Annotated in this window: 23 protein-coding genes; 13 read left to right on the forward strand and 10 right to left on the reverse strand. The window is 66.0% G+C overall.

Going from position 1 to position 20,342, the window contains the following annotated elements:
- The 6 genes from tolA to AC6LJW_RS14620 form a co-directional block, all read left to right on the forward strand.
- On the forward strand, positions 1-864 hold an 864-nt coding region (gene tolA / locus AC6LJW_RS14595; protein WP_498087643.1), incomplete at its 5' end, for a cell envelope integrity protein TolA.
- Between the two features lie 16 nt (positions 865-880).
- Positions 881-2,206, forward strand: coding sequence for a Tol-Pal system beta propeller repeat protein TolB (tolB, locus tag AC6LJW_RS14600; RefSeq protein WP_056564220.1), 1,326 nt, complete (start codon positions 881-883; stop codon positions 2,204-2,206).
- Between the two features lie 31 nt (positions 2,207-2,237).
- Entirely contained in the window at positions 2,238-2,738 is a 501-nt protein-coding gene (pal, locus tag AC6LJW_RS14605) for a peptidoglycan-associated lipoprotein Pal (RefSeq protein ID WP_056564223.1), read from the forward strand.
- Positions 2,739-2,823: 85 nt separating this feature from the next.
- Positions 2,824-3,513, forward strand: a complete 690-nt coding sequence (gene ybgF, locus AC6LJW_RS14610) for a tol-pal system protein YbgF (protein WP_056564227.1) — start codon at positions 2,824-2,826, stop codon at positions 3,511-3,513.
- The gene (locus AC6LJW_RS14615; RefSeq protein ID WP_498087644.1) at positions 3,513-4,556 is read left to right on the forward strand and encodes a FecCD family ABC transporter permease; all 1,044 of its coding nucleotides are present in this window, start codon (positions 3,513-3,515) and stop codon (positions 4,554-4,556) included. The genes ybgF and AC6LJW_RS14615 overlap by 1 nt, the downstream gene beginning before the upstream one ends.
- Positions 4,553-5,365 carry an ABC transporter ATP-binding protein gene (locus AC6LJW_RS14620; protein WP_498087645.1) on the forward strand — a complete coding sequence of 271 codons (813 nt, stop codon included), beginning with the start codon at positions 4,553-4,555 and terminating at the stop codon, positions 5,363-5,365. Before AC6LJW_RS14615 ends, AC6LJW_RS14620 begins: the two co-directional genes overlap by 4 nt.
- A gap of 18 nt (positions 5,366-5,383) precedes the next feature.
- Here the strand turns inward: AC6LJW_RS14620 and AC6LJW_RS14625 are convergent, their stop codons facing one another.
- Complete coding sequence (locus AC6LJW_RS14625; RefSeq protein WP_056564234.1) at positions 5,384-5,881, reverse strand: YbaK/EbsC family protein; 498 nt, start codon at positions 5,879-5,881, stop codon at positions 5,384-5,386.
- Between the two features lie 139 nt (positions 5,882-6,020).
- Here AC6LJW_RS14625 and AC6LJW_RS14630 point away from each other — a divergent pair, with 139 nt between their 5' ends.
- Positions 6,021-6,830 (forward strand): alpha/beta fold hydrolase, encoded by an 810-nt coding sequence (locus AC6LJW_RS14630; protein WP_056566867.1) that lies wholly within the window; start codon positions 6,021-6,023, stop codon positions 6,828-6,830.
- A gap of 12 nt (positions 6,831-6,842) precedes the next feature.
- On the opposite strand, the gene AC6LJW_RS14635 is transcribed toward AC6LJW_RS14630, so the two are convergent.
- On the reverse strand, positions 6,843-7,313 hold the full coding sequence (locus AC6LJW_RS14635; RefSeq protein WP_056564235.1) for an Lrp/AsnC family transcriptional regulator: 471 nt from the start codon (positions 7,311-7,313) through the stop codon (positions 6,843-6,845).
- Between the two features lie 244 nt (positions 7,314-7,557).
- On the opposite strand from AC6LJW_RS14635, the gene AC6LJW_RS14640 reads away from it, so the two are divergent.
- Entirely contained in the window at positions 7,558-8,505 is a 948-nt protein-coding gene (locus AC6LJW_RS14640; protein WP_498087646.1) for a DMT family transporter, read from the forward strand.
- A gap of 10 nt (positions 8,506-8,515) precedes the next feature.
- On the opposite strand, the gene fusA is transcribed toward AC6LJW_RS14640, so the two are convergent.
- The 4 genes from fusA to AC6LJW_RS14660 all read right to left on the reverse strand — a co-directional run bounded on the left by fusA (position 8,516) and on the right by AC6LJW_RS14660 (position 13,249).
- Positions 8,516-10,627 carry an elongation factor G gene (fusA, locus tag AC6LJW_RS14645; RefSeq protein WP_498087647.1) on the reverse strand — a complete coding sequence of 704 codons (2,112 nt, stop codon included), beginning with the start codon at positions 10,625-10,627 and terminating at the stop codon, positions 8,516-8,518.
- A 216-nt stretch (positions 10,628-10,843) separates the two neighbouring features.
- Complete coding sequence (locus AC6LJW_RS14650; protein ID WP_056564240.1) at positions 10,844-11,308, reverse strand: universal stress protein; 465 nt, start codon at positions 11,306-11,308, stop codon at positions 10,844-10,846.
- A gap of 98 nt (positions 11,309-11,406) precedes the next feature.
- Positions 11,407-11,751, reverse strand: coding sequence for a protein tyrosine phosphatase family protein (locus AC6LJW_RS14655; RefSeq protein ID WP_056564244.1), 345 nt, complete (start codon positions 11,749-11,751; stop codon positions 11,407-11,409).
- Positions 11,752-11,788: 37 nt separating this feature from the next.
- Positions 11,789-13,249, reverse strand: a complete 1,461-nt coding sequence (locus tag AC6LJW_RS14660; protein ID WP_056564247.1) for an aminotransferase-like domain-containing protein — start codon at positions 13,247-13,249, stop codon at positions 11,789-11,791.
- 139 nt (positions 13,250-13,388) lie between these two features.
- Here AC6LJW_RS14660 and AC6LJW_RS14665 point away from each other — a divergent pair, with 139 nt between their 5' ends.
- On the forward strand, positions 13,389-14,312 hold the full coding sequence (locus tag AC6LJW_RS14665; RefSeq protein ID WP_498087648.1) for a DMT family transporter: 924 nt from the start codon (positions 13,389-13,391) through the stop codon (positions 14,310-14,312).
- Complete coding sequence (locus AC6LJW_RS14670; RefSeq protein ID WP_056564249.1) at positions 14,309-14,953, forward strand: LysE family translocator; 645 nt, start codon at positions 14,309-14,311, stop codon at positions 14,951-14,953. The genes AC6LJW_RS14665 and AC6LJW_RS14670 overlap by 4 nt, the downstream gene beginning before the upstream one ends.
- A gap of 5 nt (positions 14,954-14,958) precedes the next feature.
- Here the strand turns inward: AC6LJW_RS14670 and AC6LJW_RS14675 are convergent, their stop codons facing one another.
- Together AC6LJW_RS14675 and AC6LJW_RS14680 are read right to left on the reverse strand one after the other, a co-directional pair.
- Complete coding sequence (locus tag AC6LJW_RS14675; RefSeq protein WP_105237325.1) at positions 14,959-15,651, reverse strand: LrgB family protein; 693 nt, start codon at positions 15,649-15,651, stop codon at positions 14,959-14,961.
- Positions 15,641-16,045: a CidA/LrgA family protein gene (locus tag AC6LJW_RS14680; RefSeq protein ID WP_056564251.1), complete on the reverse strand. Its 405-nt coding sequence runs from the start codon at positions 16,043-16,045 to the stop codon at positions 15,641-15,643. The genes AC6LJW_RS14675 and AC6LJW_RS14680 overlap by 11 nt, the downstream gene beginning before the upstream one ends.
- A gap of 97 nt (positions 16,046-16,142) precedes the next feature.
- Between AC6LJW_RS14680 and AC6LJW_RS14685 the strand changes: the two genes are divergently transcribed.
- Together AC6LJW_RS14685 and AC6LJW_RS14690 are read left to right on the forward strand one after the other, a co-directional pair.
- Positions 16,143-17,030, forward strand: coding sequence for a LysR family transcriptional regulator (locus tag AC6LJW_RS14685; RefSeq protein ID WP_056564254.1), 888 nt, complete (start codon positions 16,143-16,145; stop codon positions 17,028-17,030).
- Between the two features lie 115 nt (positions 17,031-17,145).
- The gene (locus AC6LJW_RS14690; protein ID WP_056564257.1) at positions 17,146-18,033 is read left to right on the forward strand and encodes an alpha/beta hydrolase; all 888 of its coding nucleotides are present in this window, start codon (positions 17,146-17,148) and stop codon (positions 18,031-18,033) included.
- 4 nt (positions 18,034-18,037) lie between these two features.
- Here AC6LJW_RS14690 and AC6LJW_RS14695 read toward each other — a convergent pair whose 3' ends face one another.
- Positions 18,038-18,499 (reverse strand): multidrug/biocide efflux PACE transporter, encoded by a 462-nt coding sequence (locus tag AC6LJW_RS14695; protein ID WP_498087649.1) that lies wholly within the window; start codon positions 18,497-18,499, stop codon positions 18,038-18,040.
- A 102-nt stretch (positions 18,500-18,601) separates the two neighbouring features.
- Here AC6LJW_RS14695 and AC6LJW_RS14700 point away from each other — a divergent pair, with 102 nt between their 5' ends.
- The gene (locus AC6LJW_RS14700) at positions 18,602-19,465 is read left to right on the forward strand and encodes a LysR family transcriptional regulator (RefSeq protein WP_056564263.1); all 864 of its coding nucleotides are present in this window, start codon (positions 18,602-18,604) and stop codon (positions 19,463-19,465) included.
- On the opposite strand, the gene AC6LJW_RS14705 is transcribed toward AC6LJW_RS14700, so the two are convergent.
- Positions 19,452-20,318, reverse strand: coding sequence for a ChbG/HpnK family deacetylase (locus AC6LJW_RS14705; protein ID WP_498087650.1), 867 nt, complete (start codon positions 20,316-20,318; stop codon positions 19,452-19,454). The two genes, AC6LJW_RS14700 and AC6LJW_RS14705, sit on opposite strands and share 14 nt — an antisense overlap.
- Positions 20,319-20,342 lie beyond the last annotated feature (24 nt).

Genomic DNA, 20,342 nt, shown 5'->3' on the forward strand with positions numbered 1-20,342 from the left:
CCGCCGCCCGAGCCCGAACCGCAGGTTCAGGCCAAGACCGAGGAAGTCGATCCCGAGATCGCCATCCAGGAAGCCAAGAAGAAGCGCGAGCAGGAAGAGAAGGCACGCGAAGCCGCCGAGGCCGCCAAGGAAAAGGCGCGCCTCGAGGAAGAGCGCAAGCAGGCCGAACTGAAGGAAAAGAAACGCCTCGAGCAAGAACGCCAGGCCGCCGAGAAGGCCGCGGCTGAAAAGGCTGCCGCCCAGAAGGCGGCCGCCGAGAAAGCTGCCGCCGAGAAGGCCGCTGAGAAAGCCGCCGCTGAAAAGGCCGCTGCCGAGAAGGCCGCTGCTGAGAAGGCGACTGCCGAGAAGAAGGCCAAGGAAGACGCCGCCAAGAAGGCGGCTGCTGAGAAGGCCGCCACCGAAAAGGCCGCTGCCGAGAAGGCCGCTGCTGAGAAGGCGGCTGCGGAAAAGGCTGCCGCCGAGAAGGCTGCGGCTGCCAAAAAGGCTGCCGCCGACAAGGCGCTGAAGGACGCGTTCCGCAACGACGCCCTAGGCGCAGCCGGCATTCCTGGCGGCACCGCCGACCGCAACCAGGCTGGCGGCGGACGCGACAGCGGCTATGGCGCCAAGGTCCGCGCCTGCGTGCAACCCGGGGTGGCGTATCCGCCCCCGCCCCGCAGCGGCTCGGGGAATCCGACCGCGCAATACCGGGTACAGTTAGGTTCTGACGGGAAGGTGAATGGCGTCACGTTGACCAGTTCTTCTGGCAACTCCGGTTTCGACCGCGCGGTCGAGACGGGTATCCGTCGTTGCAATCCTTTCCCGAAGCCCTCGACGGGCCGCTACGAACCCATTATTGACGTTGTCTACAGAATGTATGACTGACAGGAGATTGACGAACATGACTCCCGCTTATAGTCGACGAGTACCCACTCTCGCGCTCTGGAGAGCGTATGGAATCGGACTGCTGATGGTGGCGCTTGCCTGCCTGATGGCCATGAAGCCCGCCCACGCACAGCTGCGTGTCGACATCTCCGGCACCGGCGCCACCCAATATCCGGTGGCCATCGCCGACTTCGCCGTTGACGACACCCACGGCCGCGCGCTGGCCGAAGTCATCCGCGCCGACCTCACCCGCACCGGCCAGTTCCGCCTGATCAACGCAGCCGGCTCCGGCCTGAACGTCGATTCCCCGATCGCCCACGACGATTGGCGCGGCAAGGGCGCCGACTTCATCGCCTACGGCAGCATCACCCGCGGGGCCGATGGCCGCTACGACGTGCGCTACCGCCTGGCCGACACGGTCAAGAAGTCGCAACTGGACGGCGTGGCTTTCTCGGGCACCGAGCAGGAACTGCGCCGCGTGGCCCACCAGATCGCCGACCGCATCTACGAAAAGATCACCGGCGTTCGCGGCGTGTTCTCGACCCGTATCGCGTACGTGCTGAAGAAAGGCTCCACCTACGAACTGCAGGTGGCTGACGCCGACGGCCAGAATCCGCAGGTTGCCCTGCGCTCGCGCGAGCCGATCATTTCGCCGTCCTGGTCGCCCGATGGCGCCAAGCTGGCCTACGTGAGCTTCGAGTCCGGCAAGCCCGTCGTCTACGTGCACACGCTGGCCACCAGCGCCCGCGCACCGGTCGCCAACTTCAAGGGCAACAACAGCGCCCCCGGTTGGTCGCCTGATGGCAGCAAGCTCGCCGTGGCCCTGACGCGTGACGGTTTGTCGCAAATTTACGTCGTTAATGCGGCCGATGGCTCGAATCCGAGCCGAGTTACGCGTTCTCCCGGGATTGACACCGAGCCGAGCTTTACGCCCGACGGCGCTTCCATTATCTTTACGAGTGACCGCAGCGGCGGGCCGCAAATCTATCAGACCGGCTCGACAGGCGGCGAAGCACGCCGTCTCACGTTTAATGGTGGTTACAACATTTCACCCCGAATTTCCCCCGATGGATCGACGCTGCTGTACGTTGCAAGACGAGACGGCGCGTTTCGAATCGCATCCCTGAACTTGTCCACTGGTTCCGAAGCATTGCTGACTGATGGTCGTGACGATCAGTCTCCCAGCTTTGCGCCCAACGGCATGCAAGTGCTCTACGCCGCCATCCAAAATGGCCGTAGCGTGCTTGCAGGCGTGTCGAGCGATGGACGCGTACGACAGACGCTTTCGGTACTGAACGGGGAAATACGTGAACCGACTTGGGGCCCATTCATTACCCGATAACACGTGTGACTCTCTTTGCAAAGGAACTATCATGAAGTCGCGCATTGCCAAAAGCCTAACCATCGCCGCTCTGGCTGCCGCCCTGGCAGCTTGCAGCTCCGTCCCTCTCGACGATAAAGCGGGTCAGGGTGGAGGCGCTGGCCAAGGATCTTCGGCCTCTGGCCAAATCCTTGATCCTTTCAACCCCCAAAGCATCCTGGCGCAACAGCGCTCGGTGTACTTTGATTTCGACAGCTACACCGTGTCGGACCAATACCGTGGCCTGGTCGAAACCCATGCCAAGTACCTGGCCTCGCACCAACAGCAAAAGATCAAGATCGAAGGCAACACCGACGAACGCGGCGGTGCTGAGTACAACCTGGCCCTCGGCCAGCGTCGTGCCGACGCCGTGCGTCGCATGATGACCCTGCTGGGCGTCAGCGACAACCAGATCGAAACCATCAGCTTCGGCAAGGAAAAGCCGCGCTCGACGGGTACGACTGAAGCCGACTTTGCCGAAAACCGCCGCGCCGATATCAACTATCTGCGTTAAGCTTTTCGCTTAGTCTGGAGCCCTACCTCGCGTCGGGACGGCCAGCCGGCCGTCCCGACGTTTGTTTTTATACCCGGGAATATTCATGCGCGATTACGTTCTGTCCCTGCGTCCCCTGATTGTGGCCACTGGCCTGGCGCTTGCCGCCCTCACGGCCCCCGCTCACGCTTTTTCCGACGATGAAGCCCGCAAGGCCATCCTGGATTTGCGCCAGCAGGTGCAGCAGCAGAACGAGCAAAGCCAACGCGCCAAGCTGCAACTGGCCGACCAGATCCAGTCGTTGCAGCAGGAAATCGCCCAACTGCGCGACCAGCTTGAACTGGTGTCGCGCCAGCAACCGAGCGCCAAGCCGGGCACCGCGCCGGGCAGCGCCAATCCCCCGGGCGCCTCCGCCGGCGATCCCCAGGAACAGACTGCCTATGACGGCGCGATGGACCTGTTCCGCAAGGGCCAATACAAGGAGGCGGCCGAATCGCTCGCCGCCTTTACCGCGCTTTATCCCAACAGCCAGCTTGCGCCCAGCGCCCAGTTCTACCAGGGCAGCAGCCGCTATGCACTGAAGGACTTCAAGGGCACCATCGAGCAACTGAACGCCATGGTCCAGAAGTCGCCGGATAACGCCCGTGCGCCCGACGCGCTGCTGATCATTGCCGGCAGCCAGATCGAACTGAACAACCGCGCCGGCGCCAAGACCACCTTGCAGCGCATCGTGCGCGACTACCCGACCACGCCGGCCGCCACCACGGCCAAGAGCCGGCTGCAACTGCTGCAGTAATGCGGCACGCCGCAAGCGCGGCAGGCGCTTACCGCCACATTCTTCGCCGCCGGGCGGGGCTTATCGCCCTGCTGCTGGCGGCGATTCTGTTTGCGCTGCTGATCGATTTCACCGTGGGCCCGTCCGGCCTGCCCTGGCGCGCGCTCTGGCAGACGCTGGTCGCGCCGGCCGACGCCGATCCGACCTACCGCGTGATCGTCTGGGACATCCGCCTGCCGTCCGCGCTGATGGCCGCGTTGGTGGGCATGGCGCTGGGCCTGGCGGGCGCCGAGATGCAGACGATCCTGAACAATCCCCTCGCCAGCCCGTTCACCCTGGGCGTGTCGTCGGCGGCGGCGTTTGGCGCGTCGCTGGCGATCGTGCTTCAGTTCGGGCTGCCGGGCATTCCCGCCGGCTGGCTGATTGCCGCCAACGCTTTCCTGTTTGCCCTGCTGGCGGCACTGCTGCTCGATGCGGTGGCCCGGTGGGGCGGCATGAATACCTCTGGCGTCGTACTGTTCGGCATCGCCATGGTGTTCACCTTCAATGCGCTGGTGTCGCTGGTGCAGTTCACCGCCAGCGCCGAAGCCTTGCAGAACCTGGTGTTCTGGACGATGGGCAGCCTGGCGCGTTCAAGCTGGACGACCGTGGGCGTGCTGGCGCTGGCGTTCGCGGTGGCGCTGCCGCTGGCCATGCGGCAATCCTGGAAGCTGACCGCCTTGCGATTGGGCGAGGACCGCGCCGCGAGCTTCGGCGTGGACGTGCGCCGCGTGCGGGTGTCGGCGCTGGCGCGCGTGAGCCTGCTGTCCGCGCTGGCCGTGGCCTTTGTCGGGACCATCGGCTTCATCGGGCTGGTGGCGCCGCACATTGCACGCCGGCTGTTCGGCGAGGACCACCGTTTTTATCTGCCGGGCAGCGCCCTGGTGGGCGCGGTGATCCTGTCGCTGGCGTCCATCGCGTCCAAGAATCTGATGCCGGGCGTGGTCGTGCCCGTGGGCATCGTGACCGCATTGGTCGGCATTCCGTTCTTCGTTTCCGTCGTGCTGCGCAGGCAATTGCCATGACAGCACCGGCACATTCGACCAAATCTTCCGGACTGGCGGTGCACGCGCTGACGGCCGGCTACGGGCGCGAGGACGTCCTGCACGACCTGTCTATCCCTGCGCTTGCCGCGGGCGAGGTGACGGCACTGCTCGGTCCCAATGGAAGCGGCAAGTCGACATTGCTGAAGGCGTTGGCGGGCCTGGTTCGGCCCCGGACGGGAAGCGCCGCGCTGGACGGCCTGGACCTGACCCGGCTGGACCACGGCGAGCGCGCGCGCCACGTGGTGTATCTGCCCCAGAGCCTACCCGCGGCGGTGCACCTGCGGGTGTTCGAGTCGGTGCTGGTGGCGGCGCGCGCCAGCGACGCGGCGGCGGGTCCCGTGGATCTGCAGGCCATCGACCAACTGCTGGCGCGGCTGGGCATCGCGCATCTGGCACTGCACTACCTGGACGCGCTGTCCGGCGGGCAGAAACAACTGGTGGGCCTGGCGCAGGCGCTGATCCGCCACCCGCGCGTGCTGCTGCTGGACGAGCCGCTATCGGCTCTGGATTTGAACTACCAGTTCCACGTCATGCGTCTGCTTCGCCAGGAGACGCGCGAGCATGGCCTCATCAGCCTGATCGTTCTGCACGACCTGAACGTGGCCCTGCAGCATGCGGACCAGGCAGTAATGATTCACGAGGGACGTCTGCACGCCGCGGGCGCGCCGGCGGACGTCATTACGCCGGATTCCCTGGCGGCCGTCTATGGCGTGGAGGCGCGGGTGGAGCCGTGCTCGCAAGGCCGGCGGCAGGTGCTGATCGACGGACTCCAGGCGCACCCCGGCTGACTGGCGCGGGCCGGGAGTTCAGGCCCGCAGCGCCACGTCCGCGACCGGGGCGCCGGTCATGTCCGCCAACTGGGCCGGCGACAGGTTGAACACGGTGTGCGGATGGCCGGCGGCCGCCCACAGGCTTTCGTAATTGAAGAGATCCGCGTCCAGCAGCATCACGGGCTTGACCGCGTGGCCGATGGGGCAGACGCCGCCGATGGCGTAGCCGGTCATGTCGCGCACGAAACGCGCATCGGCCTTGGCCAGCGGGCCGACCTGCGCGGCCACCTTGGCTTCGTCAACGCGATTGGCGCCGCTGGCAATGACGAGCACCGGCGCGTCGTCGGTGGCGCGGCGAAAGATGATGGACTTGGCGATCTGGGCGACTTCGCAGCCCAGGCCCGCAGCCGCTTCCGCCGAGGTCTTGCCCGACTGGGGCAGCACCACGACGGGTTTGTCGTGCCCCATGTCCACCAGCAGGCGCGCAACGCGCTGGGCGGATTCCGGCAAGGCGGCGATGGATTCTGGCGACATCGTTAATAACTCCGTTCAAGAAAACAGGCGCGGGCGGACTTGCGCCGGCGCGCCGCAGACGAGTGTATCAGCGTCCGGCACGCCCGCCGCAGCGCTGTGCCGGGCTAGAATGCGGGCCTGGCTCCACGTCCCGATCTCCATGCGTTCCGAACCCGTTCTGCCCCTTCAAACCGCGTCCGTCGGCGGTTACGCCATGTCCTACACCGAGTACGGCAGCGGCACGCCACTGGTGCTGGTGCATGGCTCGCTGTCCGACGCCCGCTACTGGAAGTCGCAGATGGCGCCACTGGGGCGTTCGTTCCGGGTGCTGGCCGTGTGCCTGCGCCGGTATTGGCCCGAAACCTGGGACGGCGAAGGCGGCGGCTTTTCGGTCGAGCAGCACGCCAGCGACGTGCTCGAATTCATCGACACGGTGGCCGGTGGCCCGGCCCATCTGGTGGGCCATTCGCGCGGCGGCCGCGTCGCACTGGAAGCCGCGCTGCGTCAGCCCGACTCGCTGCGCAGTCTTACCCTTGCCGACCCCGGCCTGCCGTTGCCGGGTTGCAGAGATGAACGCGGCGGCTTTCGCCAGCGCGCCCTGACGCTCATCCGGCAAGGTGACATCGAAGAAGGGCTGGCCCTGTTCGTGGATACCGTGACCGGACCCGACACCTGGCAGCGCATGGTGCCGTGGTTCAAGGAGATGGTGCGTGACAACGTGGGCACGCTCTTCGGTCAGGTGGACGAGCAGCCTGACACCTTGACGCCCGGGCAGATCGGCAGCCTGACGATGCCGGTCCTGCTGATCGGCGGCGCGCTCAGCCCGGCGCCCTATCCGGCCGTGCTGGACGCGCTGGCGCAGTGGCTGCCGCAAGCCCGGCGTGTGGACATCGTGGGTTCCTCGCACGGCATGAACCTGGGCAATCCGCGCGCCTTCAATGGCGCCGTCCAGGAATTCATCGGCGGCTGATTCGCGATCCCGTCAGGGTTCGACAGACGGCGTGTGCTTCAAGCGGCGCAGCACAAAGGTGGAGCGGCTGTGCCGCACGCCGCGCAACTTGTACAGACGCTTGCGCAGGAATTCCTCGTAGCCCTCCGTTCCCGCCACGGCGACCTTGATGAGGTAGTCGTACTCGCCCGTCACCAGAAACGCCTCGACGACTTCAGGCAGGCGGCTGATCTCTTCGCCAAAGCGCGCCAGCGTATCGTCGTCGTGGTGTTCCAGCGTGACCTCGATCATCACCGTGTCCGGAAGCCCCAGCGCCTTCTGGTTCAGCAAGGCCGCATAGCCTTCGATAACGCCCGCCTCTTCCAACGCCTTGACGCGGTTCCAGCACGGGGTGGGTGACAGGCCAACCGTTTCGGCCAGCTTCAGGTTCGTCAGCCGTCCGTCCGCGCGCAGCGCGCGCAGGATCTTGCGGTCGGTTTCGTCGAGTTTGGGCAATGTGGGCATTGTTGGCGACATATGAAGACAGAATCCCTGCAAAGCTGGATTCTACAGAAATAAGATTCTTCATATCACGGCAAACGGGCGTGAATCAGGAAACCTATTCTGCGCGTGGACACGTAGACTTTCCCCAAGGCGCGCACCTATCCCACGCGTCCCGATTCGGCGCTCTTGCTGTGGCACAACCCGGCAGGCGCGCCGGCAGTTCCCACGCAGCACGCCCGCGCGCCGATCCGCGCGGCTGGAAATCATGCCCAACGCAGCAGCACCCGCAAAACCCGGTCTCGGCCTGTCCGGCGCCGTCATGCTCTTCAGCGCGCCGGCGCTATTTGCCTCGAACATGGTGGCGGCCCGCGGGGCCCACGACGCCAACCTTCCCCCCGTTTTCCTCGCGTTCGGCCGCTGGCTGATTGCCCTCCTGATCCTGCTGCCCTTTGCGCTTCCCGCCTTGCGCGCCCATCGCCGGGCGCTGTGGCGCGGCTTGCCGGCGTTGCTGCCGCTGGCCGTGCTGGGGATGGGCGTGGCGGTGGCGCCGCAATACATCGGCGCGCAAACCACCAGCGCCACCAACATCGCGCTGATCTTTTCATGCAGCCCGTTGCTGGTGACGCTGCTGGAAGCGTTGATCTGGCGCAAGCCGCTGTCCGCGCCGCGCGCGGCCGGCCTGGCGCTGGCGCTGGGCGGCGTATTGGTGGTGCTGACACGCGGCGACGTCAACGTGCTGGCCCGGCTGGCGTTCGGCCAGGGCGACCTGTGGGTGCTGCTGGCGGCCACCGGTTGGGCGTTCTACACGGTGCTGCAAAAGCGCCTGACCCTGCCGGCGGTGCCCGACAGCGCACGGTTGGCGACGATGATGCTGGGCGGTGCACTGGCGCTGGCGCCGTTTGCGGGCATTGAAGCGGCCGCCGGCATGGCGCCCCCCTGGACGGACCCGCGCTTGGCGGCGGTGCTGATGTTTCTGGCGGTGGTGCCGAGCCTGGGCGCCTATTACGTGTACGGCCGGCTCATCGGTCTGGCCGGTCCGGCGACCGCGGGCCTGTCGATGTTTCTGGTGCCGGTCTACGCGGCGCTGCTGGCATGGCCGCTGCTAGGCGAGGCGCCGAAGCTATTTCATGCGTATGGCTTTGCGATGATCCTGCTGGGCGTGAAGCTGGCCGCGTCGCGGTTGCGCCCGGCGGCGGCCGCAGCCGCCGCCTGAAGCACCGCGATCAGCGGCCCGCGCCCTGGGCCGCCATGATTTCCTGCGCCACCTGGCGAGGCGCTTCGGCGTAGTGCTTGAACTCCATCGTGTACGTCGCGCGGCCCTGCGTCAGCGACCGCAGCGACGTCGAATAGCCGAACATCTCGGCCAGCGGCACTTCGGCGCGCACGACCTTGCCGCCGCCGCCCGCGATGTCTTCCATGCCCTGCACCATGCCCCGGCGCGACGACAGGTCGCCCATGACGTTGCCGGTGAAGTCCTCGGGCGTCTCGACCTCGACCTGCATCATGGGTTCCAGCAGCACCGGATCGGCGCGCCGCATGCCTTCCTTGAATGCCATCGAGCCGGCCATCTTGAAGGCGTTTTCGTTCGAGTCGACGTCGTGGTACGAGCCGAAGAACAGCGTCGCCTTCACGTCCACGACGGGATACCCCGCCAGCACGCCGGCATTGAGCGCTTCGCGGATGCCCTTGTCCACCGCCGGAATGAACTCGCGCGGCACGACACCGCCCTTGATGGCGTCGACGAACTCATAGCCCTTGCCCGCTTCTTGCGGTTCGAGCTTGAGCACCACGTGGCCATATTGCCCGCGGCCGCCCGACTGCTTGACGAACTTGCCCTCGACCTCGTTGCAGGTCTTGCGGATGGTCTCGCGGTACGCCACCTGCGGCTTGCCCACCGTGGCTTCCACGTTGAATTCGCGCTTCATGCGGTCGACCAGGATCTCCAGGTGCAACTCGCCCATGCCGGAGATGATGGTCTGACCGGATTCCTCGTCGGTGCGCACGCGGAACGACGGGTCTTCCTGCGCCAGGCGGCCCAGCGCGATACCCATCTTTTCCTGGTCGGCCTTGGTCTTGGGCTCGACGGCTTGCGAGATGACGGGCTCGGGAAAGACCATGCGTTCTAGGATGATGATGTGCGACGGGTCGGTCAGCGTGTCGCCGGTGGTGACGTCCTTGATGCCCACGGCCGCGGCGATGTCGCCTGCGTAGACTTCGGTGATCTCGCGGCGCTCGTTGGCGTGCATCTGCAGGATGCGGCCCAGGCGTTCCTTCTTTTCCTTGATCGGGTTGTAGACCGAGTCGCCGGATTTCACCACGCCGGAATACACACGGAAGAACACGAGCTGACCGACAAACGGATCGGTCATGATCTTGAAGGCGAGCGCGGAGAACGGCTCGTTGTCGGTCGGATGGCGCTCGATTTCGTTGTCGCGCTGGTCATGGCCCTTGATGGCGGGAACGTCCACCGGCGACGGCATGTAGTCGATGACTGCATCCAGCATCGCCTGCACGCCCTTGTTCTTGAAGGCGCTGCCGCACAGCATCGGCACGATCTCGTTGGCGATCGTGCGGGCACGCAGGCCTTCCTTGATTTCCGCTTCGGTCAGGGGTTCGCCGGACAGGTATTTTTCAAGCAGAGTTTCATTGGCCTCGGCGGCCTTTTCCACCATCTTGTCGTGCCATTCCTGCGCCTGGTCCTGCATCGCCGCGGGGATGTCCACGTACTGGAACTTCACGCCCTGGCTGGCGTCGTCCCAGATGATGCCTTTCATCTTGACGAGGTCGATCACGCCTTCAAAGTGATCTTCGGCGCCGATCGGCAACTGGATGGGCACGGCATCGCCCTTCAGGCGTTCGGCGATCTGGCGCTGCACGCGCAGAAAGTCCGCGCCGACGCGGTCCATCTTGTTGACGAAGGCCAGGCGCGGCACTTTGTACTTATTGGCCTGGCGCCAGACGGTCTCGGACTGCGGCTGCACGCCGCCCACGGCGTCATAGACCATGACGGCGCCGTCCAGCACGCGCATGGAACGTTCGACTTCGATGGTGAAGTCGACGTGGCCCGGCGTGTCGATGATGTTGATGCGGTGTTCGGGGTAGTTGCCCGCCATGCCTTTCCAGAAGGCAGTGGTGGCGGCCGACGTGATGGTGATGCCGCGTTCCTGCTCCTGCTCCATCCAGTCCATCACTGCGGCGCCGTCATGGACTTCGCCGATCTTGTGGGTGATGCCGGTATAAAAGAGGATGCGCTCGGTGGTCGTCGTTTTGCCTGCATCAATATGGGCGCTGATGCCGATATTGCGATAAAGCTCGATGCGCGTCTTGCGGGTCATGGCCTCTTCCTACGGTTGGATGAAGATGCGTAAATATTACGCGCCGTGCGGCAAGATACAAGCCTGAAACGGGCTTCCGAAGGGTCTTTGCGATGGCAATGAGTTTGACCCTGCCATACCAACGTATAGGCGAATGCGTGGAGCATAAAAAAGCCCCTCCGAGGAGGGGCCGTGGCGCATGCAGCGGCGCGCGACGCGCACCACTTTGGCGCGCAATTACTTCTTGTCTTCCTTGACGCGGTAGACCAGCACGGCGGTGCTGGCCAGCGACAGCACCTTGGCGGTGACGCTGCCCAGCAGCAGGCGCGACAGGCCGCTACGTCCGTGGCTGCCGATGAAGACCAGGTCGCAGCCGGCGTCGGTGGCGGCCTGGACGATGCCGTCGGCGACATTGAAGTTGGACACGGCACGCGCATCGGCTTTGACGCCGGCAGTGTCAGCGCGGTCGATGATCTGCTTGAGGTACTTGTCGGCTTGCTCGGCGGAGGCCTTTTCGTAGTCTTCGTCGGTGATGGCATAGGCCGCGGCCATGCCGTCAAAACCGATGGTGGCCGCGAACGGCTGCGTCACGTAGAGGGCGACGACTTCGGCGCCAACCGAACGCGCGAAGCAGATACCTGCGTTGGCGGCTTGCGCCGAGAGCGGGGAACCGTCGGTGGGAATCAGGATCTTCTTGAACATCTTGCCTGCTCCTGTTTTAAAGGAATCTTTATGCTACCGGAAAGCCGCCGGGTCCACATCCGTCGAACCGGCGGCCTTGACGAGGGTCAAGGCCGGGTTTATCCCAACTGCTGGGCAGCCGCGAACAGGTTCGTGCAGCGGGTGCCGGTGCGGCAGTATGCCAGGACCGGGCCCGGCAGGGTGCGCAGCAGTTCCGCGAAACGCGCAACGTCGGCGGACGTCATGGCGCTGCCCACGACGGGCTGGTATTCGATCTGCAGGCCGGCTTCCTGCGCGGCGCGCGACACGTCGGCGGCGGTGGGCTGGTCAGGGCCACCCTCGAAATCGGGGCGGTTGATGATGACGCTCTTGTAGCCGGCGGCGGCCACGTCGGCCATGTCGTCGGGACCCAGTTGCGGGGCGACGGCAAAGTTCTGGGTAAGAGGCTTGATGGGTGCGGACATGACGGTTCCTTCGGTGACTGGGCGATGTGGCTTGGAATTATTGATTGTAGGACCCGTTTTGCGCGAAAAGTTTTTCCAGCTCGGCCCAGATTCCCCGATGGTCGGCAACGGATACCGAAAAGCGCAGCATGGTGGACGGCGCCTGCGTCGGCGAAAACAACGTGCCGGGCGCCAGCAGCAGGCCGCGGTCAGCAGCTTCGCGCGCCAGCACCTCCGAATCGCGTCCGCAATCGGCCCAGACGAACATGCCGCCATGCGGCTCGTGCGGGATGGTCAGTCCCAGTTTCAACAGCCCCTTCATGCAACGCTGGCGCGCGTCGTCGACCCGGTGCCGCACGCGCTCGATGTGGCGCCGGTACTGCCCTTCCATAAGCACCCGGTGCACGACGCGCTCGCCGAGTTCGGGTGAGGTCAACCCCGCCAGCATCTTCAGGTCGGCCAGCTTCTGCAGCAGTTCGGGGTTGGCCGCCACATAGCCGACGCGCAGACTGGCCGCCAGCATCTTGGAATAGCCGCTCACAAAGATGACGCGGTTCAGCCGGTCCAGCGCAGCAAGCTTGATGGCGCCCCCCGGATGCAGCTCGCCGTAGGTATCGTCTTCGACCACCATGAAGTCGTGGCGCTCCGCGATGCGCAGGATGCCGTAGGCCGCCCCCGCGGACAGCGTGTGGCCGGTGGGATTGTGGACCGAGCCATTGATGATGAAGAGTTTGGGCTTGTGCTGCGCGGCCAGTTGCTCAAGCAGGTCGAGATCGGGGCCGTCCGGCCCGCGCGGCACGCCGATCAGGCGGGCGCCAAAGGCCGCCAGCCGGCCGAAGATCACGAACCAGGCCGGGTCTTCAACCAGGACGGTATCGCCCGGCTTGACCAGATGACGCGCAATGAGGTCCAGCCCGTGGGTGACGCCGTTGGTCGTGAGCAGGTTGAGCTCGGGATGGGCGGGCACGCCCTCGTTCTGCAGGATCGCGGCGATCTGCTGGCGCAGCGGCGCGAAGCCCTGGGGGCTGCCGTAGCTGACGAGGTTGGCGCGCACCGAGCGGCCCACGGCGCGCACGGCCCCCGCCACCATCTCCGGATCCAGCCAGTCCGCCGGCAACAGGCCCGCGCCGCCCGGCATGCCGGGCGCGGTGGATTCCCGGAACATGCTGCGCAACAGCCATGCAATGTCGACCCGCGCGGGCGGCGCGAGTGTGCTGGGCGCGGCCGCGGCCACCGCCGTCAGCGGGCCGCTGCGTGCCTTCACGAAAAAGCCCGCGCCCCGGCGAGACTGCACCAGCCCGCGCGCCACGAGGCGGTCATAGGCTTCGACGACGGTGAAACGGCTGACGCCCGACTGTTCGGCCATCTTGCGGATGGACGGCAGGCGCGTGCCGGGCCGCAGGCCTTGCTCGTCGATTCGGCGGGCCAGACCATCGGCCAGTTGCGCCACCAGGGTGGCATCGGCCTGGCGCACGGGCTGCCAAGGCAAGGAAGATGGGGGGGAGTGAGCAACTGTCATGGAGATTTGACCAGGCCAGTGATTAAAGTGACTGCGGAGGTGTACCGGTACTGTACTGACGACTGTGCGTAGAGTGACAGCAATGCCGCAAACCTGCAACCGCAGACGCCGCGGCCATGTCACTTTTTACGGTGCTGTCATGTCCCGTCCCGCGCTTTATGCCACGCCTTCGGCCGCCTCCGCCTCCTCGCCTTCCCTATGGGAGGGCTACGGCTACGGTTTCCTGGGCGTGCTGGTGTTTTCACTTACGCTGCCGATGACCCGCGTGGCGGTGGCCGAGTTGTCGCCCTTGATGGTCGGATTGGGCCGCGCGCTGATCGCCGCCCTGCCCGCCATCGCCCTGCTGTGGTTGACGCGAAGCCGCCAGCCGAACCGGCAGGAGTGGCCCGGCGTGATCCTGGCCGCGCTGGGCATCGTGGTGGGGTGGCCGCTGGCCTCGTCGATGGCGATGCAGACGGTGCCTTCCGCGCAAGGCGCCGTATTCAACGGCCTGCTGCCGCTGTCGACCGCCGCGTTTGCGGCCCTGCGCAGCGGCGAGCGTCCGTCGGCCGCCTTCTGGGGCTGGGCCGTTGCTGGCGCCGCGCTGGTCACCGCCTACGCGCTGCGCCAGGGCGAAGGCACGCTGACGGCCGGCTACCTGTGGCTGCTAGTGGCCGTGGTGCTGGGCGGAATGGGGTACGCCGAGGGCGCGCGGGCCTCGCGCACGCTGGGCGGTTGGCGCACAATATGTTGGGCGCTGACCATCAGCGCACCGGTGGTTGCCCTGCCCGTCGGCTGGATGGCGGCGCAGCAGCCCCATTGGCCCAGTTCCGATGTGGTTGCCGCCTGCGCCTACCTGGCTTTCGGCTCAATGTTCCTGGGATTTTTCGCCTGGTATCGCGGCCTGGCCGCCGGCGGAATTGCCCGAGTGGGACAAGTGCAATTGCTGCAACCCTTCCTTACCGTCGTGGCCGCTGCTTTGCTGTTTGGCGAAAAAGTGGAGGCGACGACGTTCGTGTTTGCCGCCGCCGTGATCGCCGTTATTGCCGGCGGACGCCGCGCCATCGTAAGGACCCCGACATGAACCTGTTTCCCGCCAATTGGGCCGACGTCCCGCTGGCCTCGCTTTCGCTCCTGGGTCCGCTGGCGCTGTTTGCACTGGTCAGTTCGATCACGCCCGGCCCCAATAACGTGATGCTGGCATCGTCCGGCCTGAACTTCGGATTCCGGCGCAGCGTGCCGCATCTGCTGGGCGTGAACCTGGGCTTCACGCTGATGATCTTTCTGGTCGGCGTCGGGCTCGGGTCGGTGTTCCAGCAGACGCCCGTCCTCTACACCGTCCTGAAGTACGCCGGCGCGGCCTATCTGCTTTACCTCGCCTGGAAGATCGCCAACTCGGGGCCGCTGGACGAGGGCGAAGCGCGCGGCAAGCCGTTCACGTTCCTGCAGGCCGCCGCCTTCCAGTGGGTCAATCCCAAGGCCTGGGTGATGGCCGTGGGCGTGGTGGCCACCTACACCCCGCAAAACGGGTTCTTCGCCAACCTGGTGATCGCGACCCTGGTCTGCGGCATCGTCAACCTGCCCAGCATCGGCATCTGGGTGACATTCGGCACGGCTCTGCGCCGCGTGCTGCACCGGCCCGCCGCGATCCGCGCGTTCAATGTAGGCATGGCGCTGCTGCTTGTGGCCTCGCTGTATCCGGTCGCGCTGGAACTGCTGCACTGAAGCGATCAGGCCAGCAGCCCCACCACGACGGCCGGCGTGACCAGCACGTTGAACAGGCCCGCCATGACCATCACCAGGCCCGCGACCGCGCCCTCTTCGGCAGCCAGCTCGCGGGCCTTTGCCGTGCCCGCCCCATGCGCGCCCATCCCGAATAGCGCGCCGCGCGCCAGCGCCGAACGCAGCGGCAGCCAGCGGCACATGAGCTGGCCGATGGCTGCGCCGAAGACGCCTGTGACGATGACGAAGACCGCCGTCAGGTCGGGCACGCCGCCCACGTGGGAAGACACCGCGATGGCGAACGGGGTAGCGACCGAGCGCGGCAGCAGGCTGAGCCGCAGGTCCGGCGGCAAGTCCAGCAGGCTGCCCAGCAGCCATGCGCTGACGCCCGCGATGCCGCTGCCCACAGCCACGCCCGCGGCCAATACCGGCCAGTAGCGCCGGATCAGCGCCCGCTGCTCGTAGAGCGGCAGCGCGAACGCCACGATGACCGGGCCAAGCATGGCCATCAGCCAGTGCGAACCGGACATGTAGTCGCGATAGCCGGTATGCAGCAGGATGGCTAGCGTCAGCAGCAACGCGGGCGCGACAACCAGCGTGGACGTCCACCAATAGGCAAAGCGGCGGTAGAACAGGCGCGCGCAGACATACGCGGCGACGGTGGCGGCCGGCCAGAACAGCAGGTTGAATTCAGGCTGCATGGCGATTCATCCAGCGATAGCAAAGGTCGATTGTCAGTGCCGTGCCGGCCATGACAAGCGCCGTGCCCAGCAGGATCACGGCCAGCAATTTCACGCCCAGCACGCCCAGAAATTCGCGGTGGTCCAGAAGCGACATGACCGCCGGCACGAAGAAGAGCAGCATTTCGCCCAGCAGCCAGCTCGCGCCCCGCTGCACGTTGCGCACGCGCAGCCGCCGCGTCGCCAAGAGGATGAGCACCAGCGCCATCCCGATGACCCCGCCCGGCACGGGCAGGCCCGAAGCCTGCGCCACCGCCTGGCCCAGCAGAGAAAAAAGAACGATCAATGCAATCTGCAGCAGACGGCTGCGGCGCAGCGCGCTGCGCAGGAGAACGGAATGGCGAAAACGGAGCATGAGACGAAAATCCAGCGGCAAGTCCTCGTTTTACGCCCTGCGCAGGCATAGATAAAATGAATTCGATGAATCTCACTTATTCCAAATTGGCATAGCAATGGAATTACGTACGCTGCGCGCGCTGGTCGAGGTCGTCAGGCAAGGCGGTTTCTCCCAGGCGGCCAAAGTGGTCCATGCCACCCAGCCCACGATCAGCAAGGCAGTGCGGCAGCTGGAGGACGAGCTGGGCATGCCCTTGCTGGACCGGCAGGCGCAGCCGCTGCGGCTGACCGTCGCGGGCGAGATCGTGTACCGGCGCGCCGTGAACATGCTGGCCGAACGCGACGACCTGAACGCCGAGCTCGACGACCTGAAGGGCCTGAAACGGGGCGTGCTGCGCCTGGGACTGCCGCCGCTGGGCAGCAGTTCGCTGTTTGCGCCGATGTTCGCGCGCTTTCGCAGCCGCTATCCGCGCATCGAGATCAGCCTGGTCGAACACGGCAGCCGAAGGCTTGAAGAGATGGTGATGGCCGGCGAAATCGAGCTGGCGGGATCGCTCAAGCCCGTGCCCGACCACTTCGAATGGCAGCCCGTCGCGCGCGAACCGCTGGTCGCGCTGATGCCCGCCGACCACCCGCAGGCCCGCGCCAAGTCGGTGGGGCTGCACGACCTGCGCGACTCGCCCTTCGTGCTGTTCGAAACGGGGTTTGCCCTGAACCGCATCATCCACGACGCGTGCCAGCGCGCGGGCTTCGTCCCCACCATCGCCGCGCGCAGCGGCCAGATCGATTTCATCGTGGCGCTGGTGGCCGCCGGACTGGGCGTGGCCTTCCTGCCGCGCATGAAGGCCAACGAGGAACTGCATGCGGGCGTGGCTCGCGTGCCTTTGCGCGATTCAGGGACGGATTGGGAAATGGTCCTGGTGTGGCGCCGTGGCGGATATCTGTCGTATGCGGCGCAGGCATGGCTGGCGTTGACGCGCGAGGTCCACCCCGGCTCGGCCTGACGCTTGCTGCGCCCGGACCGGCCCGCCATCGGCAGAAATCGGGACAAACTTACGGCGGCCGCGCCGGAGTATGCTGATGCCGGAACCCGGCCCGACTTGCCGGGTCAGACCATTCATGCCCGCCCTGCCCCGATTCTCCGCCCGCCGGCTATTAGCCGCCTCTCTGCTCGTCGCCGCCGGCGTGGTCGGCTGCACGCAGCTCGATTCCTGGCAGCGTCAGACCATTTTTTCGCCGCAGTCCGAACCGCAATCCTGGTGGCGGGATCCTGCCGCAGGAACGCAGGTCTACGACCTGACGCTCGACAACGGCGACAAGGTGCGCGCCTGGTACCTGGCCAGCCCCAAGAAGGGCGCGCCCACCGTGCTGTACCTGCACGGCGCGCGCTGGAACCTGAACGGCAGCGCATTCCGCATCGACGGTTGGAGCCGCATGGGGTATTCCATGCTGGCGATCGATTACCGCGGCTTTGGCGCGTCCACGCCGCGCCTGCCGTCCGAAGAAAGCGCGCTGCTGGACGCCATGGCGGGTCTGAAGGAGTTGGCGCGGCTGCAGCCGGACCCGGCGCGCCGCTTCGTCTATGGTCACAGTTTGGGCGGCGCGATCGCCATCGACCTGGCTTCGCGCCCGGAACAGCCAGACTTTGCGGGCCTGATCGTGGAATCCAGCTTCACCAGCATCGGCGCGATGCTGTCCACGCTGCGATGGGGCAATGTCCCCGGCGCCAGCCTGCTGGTCACGCAGCCATTCGCATCGGTGGACAAGCTGGCGCAGTTGCACACGCCCATGCTGTTCATGCACGGCACCGCGGACCGCGTGGTGCCTCACACCATGAGCGATGAACTCTTTGCCGCCGCGCGCAACGTGTCGCCGGACTTGAAACGGCTGGTGAAAATAGAAGGCGCCTCGCATTCGGGCGCCTTCCGCAGCGGCACGCAGTACGAAACCGCGGTCAGAACCTTCATGCAGGACGCCAGCCAAGCGTACGAGCGCAAGAAGGGTTGAGGCGTCAGGCGCCGGCGGCGGCGGCGCCGTTCCGGCGGGACAGCCACGCGATCACGCGGGGACGGCTGCGGTCGTACGCCAGGTTGTAGAAGAATGCGTAGGGCAGATAGAACAGCACCAGCGCGATGTCCAGCACGAAGGCTTCCCACAGGCTGATGTTGAGCCACCAGGCCGCCAGCGGGATCACAATCAGGATCAGGCCCAGCTCAAAACCGAACGCATGCAGCACGCGGATGCGGAAGGTGCGGATCCAGCCCAGACGGTTTTCGACGCGGTCAAAGCCGGCGTTGTAGATCATGTTCCAGACCAGCGCGATCCAGGCGATGACTGCGGTCAGCACGCCCATTTCGAATAGCGATTTGCCCATGGCCCATGCTGCCACGGGCGCACACAGGCCGATGGCGATGATTTCGAACAGAAAGGCGTGGATGAAACGTTCTTTGAGGGTTTTCTTGGCTTGGGTCATGACCCACCTGCGGTCGATTGCTGTGAAGTGACCGCATTGTCCGCGACATTTCCGTTACGAAAAAGATAATATCCATCGGAAAAACCGATACAAACTTTTCTCATGCGCCACTCTCTAGAATCTCTGGCCGCCTTCGCCCAAGTCGCCTCGGAAGGCTCGTTTTCGGCTGCGGCGCGCAAGCTGGGCAAGAGCCAGTCCACCATCAGCGAGACCATCGCCAATCTTGAGGTGGACCTGAACGTCGCGCTGTTCGACCGCAGTCAGCGCCAGCCCTCCCTGACCGCCGCGGGCAAGGTGCTGCTGGGACAGGCCTTGCAGGTGCTGGCCGCCAACGATCGCCTGAACCGCAGCGCCAGCCAGTTGTCGGAAGGCCTGGAACCCCGGCTCACGGTGGTTCTGTCCGATACGTTCCAGTCGCGCACGTTCGAGGCCATGCTGAGCCAGATCGACGCGCGCTACCCGGCGCTGCGCTTCGAGTGCCTGATCGCGGAATACGAGGACGTGGTGGCGCTGGTGCAGCAGGGCCGCGCGCATGTGGGGTTGATGGCGGCGCAGGAAAGCTACCCGCCGGACGTGGCGCACGCGTGCCTGGCCGAACGCTCTGAAATCGTCCTGTGCGTGGGGCGTTCGCATCCGCTGGCCAGCCTGGCATCGGTCACGTCCGATCACTTGAAGACCGAACGCGAATTGCGCCTGAGCACCTACGAACTGGACGACAAGGAAGCCACGCCCGCTCACTCGACGTGGTCGGCGCCCGGCTATCTGATGCTGCTGGAAATGGCCAGCCTGGGGTTCGGCTGGACCGAACTGCCGCGGTGGATGATTCAGCGCTTTGGCCGAGACCAGCTCGTGGAGCTGAAGGTGCCGGGTTGGCCGCGCCACATCCATGTCGACGCGGTGTGGTCCACGCGCCGCGCGCTGGGGCCGGCGGGCGCCTGGCTGCTGGAAAGTCTTACGCAGGGATAGCGCGCGCCAGCACCGGCACACCGGGATCGGCCTGCGTCAACGCCAGGCGCGTAATGCTGACCCCGTTGGCGCAGAGCCAGTCGCCCAGCTTCGGGTTGGCCAGCACGTCGAACTCGGCGCGCCGCTGGCGTGCCATGGCGCTGCCCTGCGCGCTGCCCAGCGCCGGATGGCACATGACAAGGTCGCCTTCCCGCGCGTTGAACAGCCAGGTTTGCAAGAGGTGCGCGTACCGGCGCTCGCCACCGTCGAACGCATACACGCCCAGCAGCCGCCGGTTGGTGCGCAACCCGCTTGAGCGGGCCTCGCGCGCCAGCGCCGCCGCCCCCAACGCGCCGATTACGCGCGCCTTCAACGATTCCTTCAGCGGTATGCCGCACTGCACGCCGGGCGCGGTCTGGCGCAGCCAGGGAGCCTGCACGCCAGTCTGCGTTCCATAACGCTGGGCGAGCAGCGCCAGGACGCGCTTGCGGATGCCGGGCAGTTGATGCACGTGCTGGTGTCCATCGACATAGTCGGGCGCGCGGCCGAAGGCGGCTTCGAAGGCGTCGAACTGCCGGGCGATCTGCGCGTCGACCCACGCCGCATGGAGCAGGCCCGCGTAGGCCTTCAGGATCAGGGCGCTCAGCGCAGGCATTGGTTCAGCGCCCAGCTCCAGCGTTTCCGACAGATTCAGGTGCAGGCCGATGTCCACATCCAACGCGGCGAGCCGCGGCGCATTGGCCGCGAACGTGGGGCCCAACGTCAGGCAACTGACCGCGCTGACGCGCCGCATGCCGGCCAGCGCAATCATGCCCTCGTCAATGTCCGCATTCATGCCAAAATCATCACCGCACACCACGACGCGTTTGCTCATCGCCGCCTCTCCGTCTTTCTGTCC

Source organism: Achromobacter sp. 1012554356, from assembly GCF_059760815.1.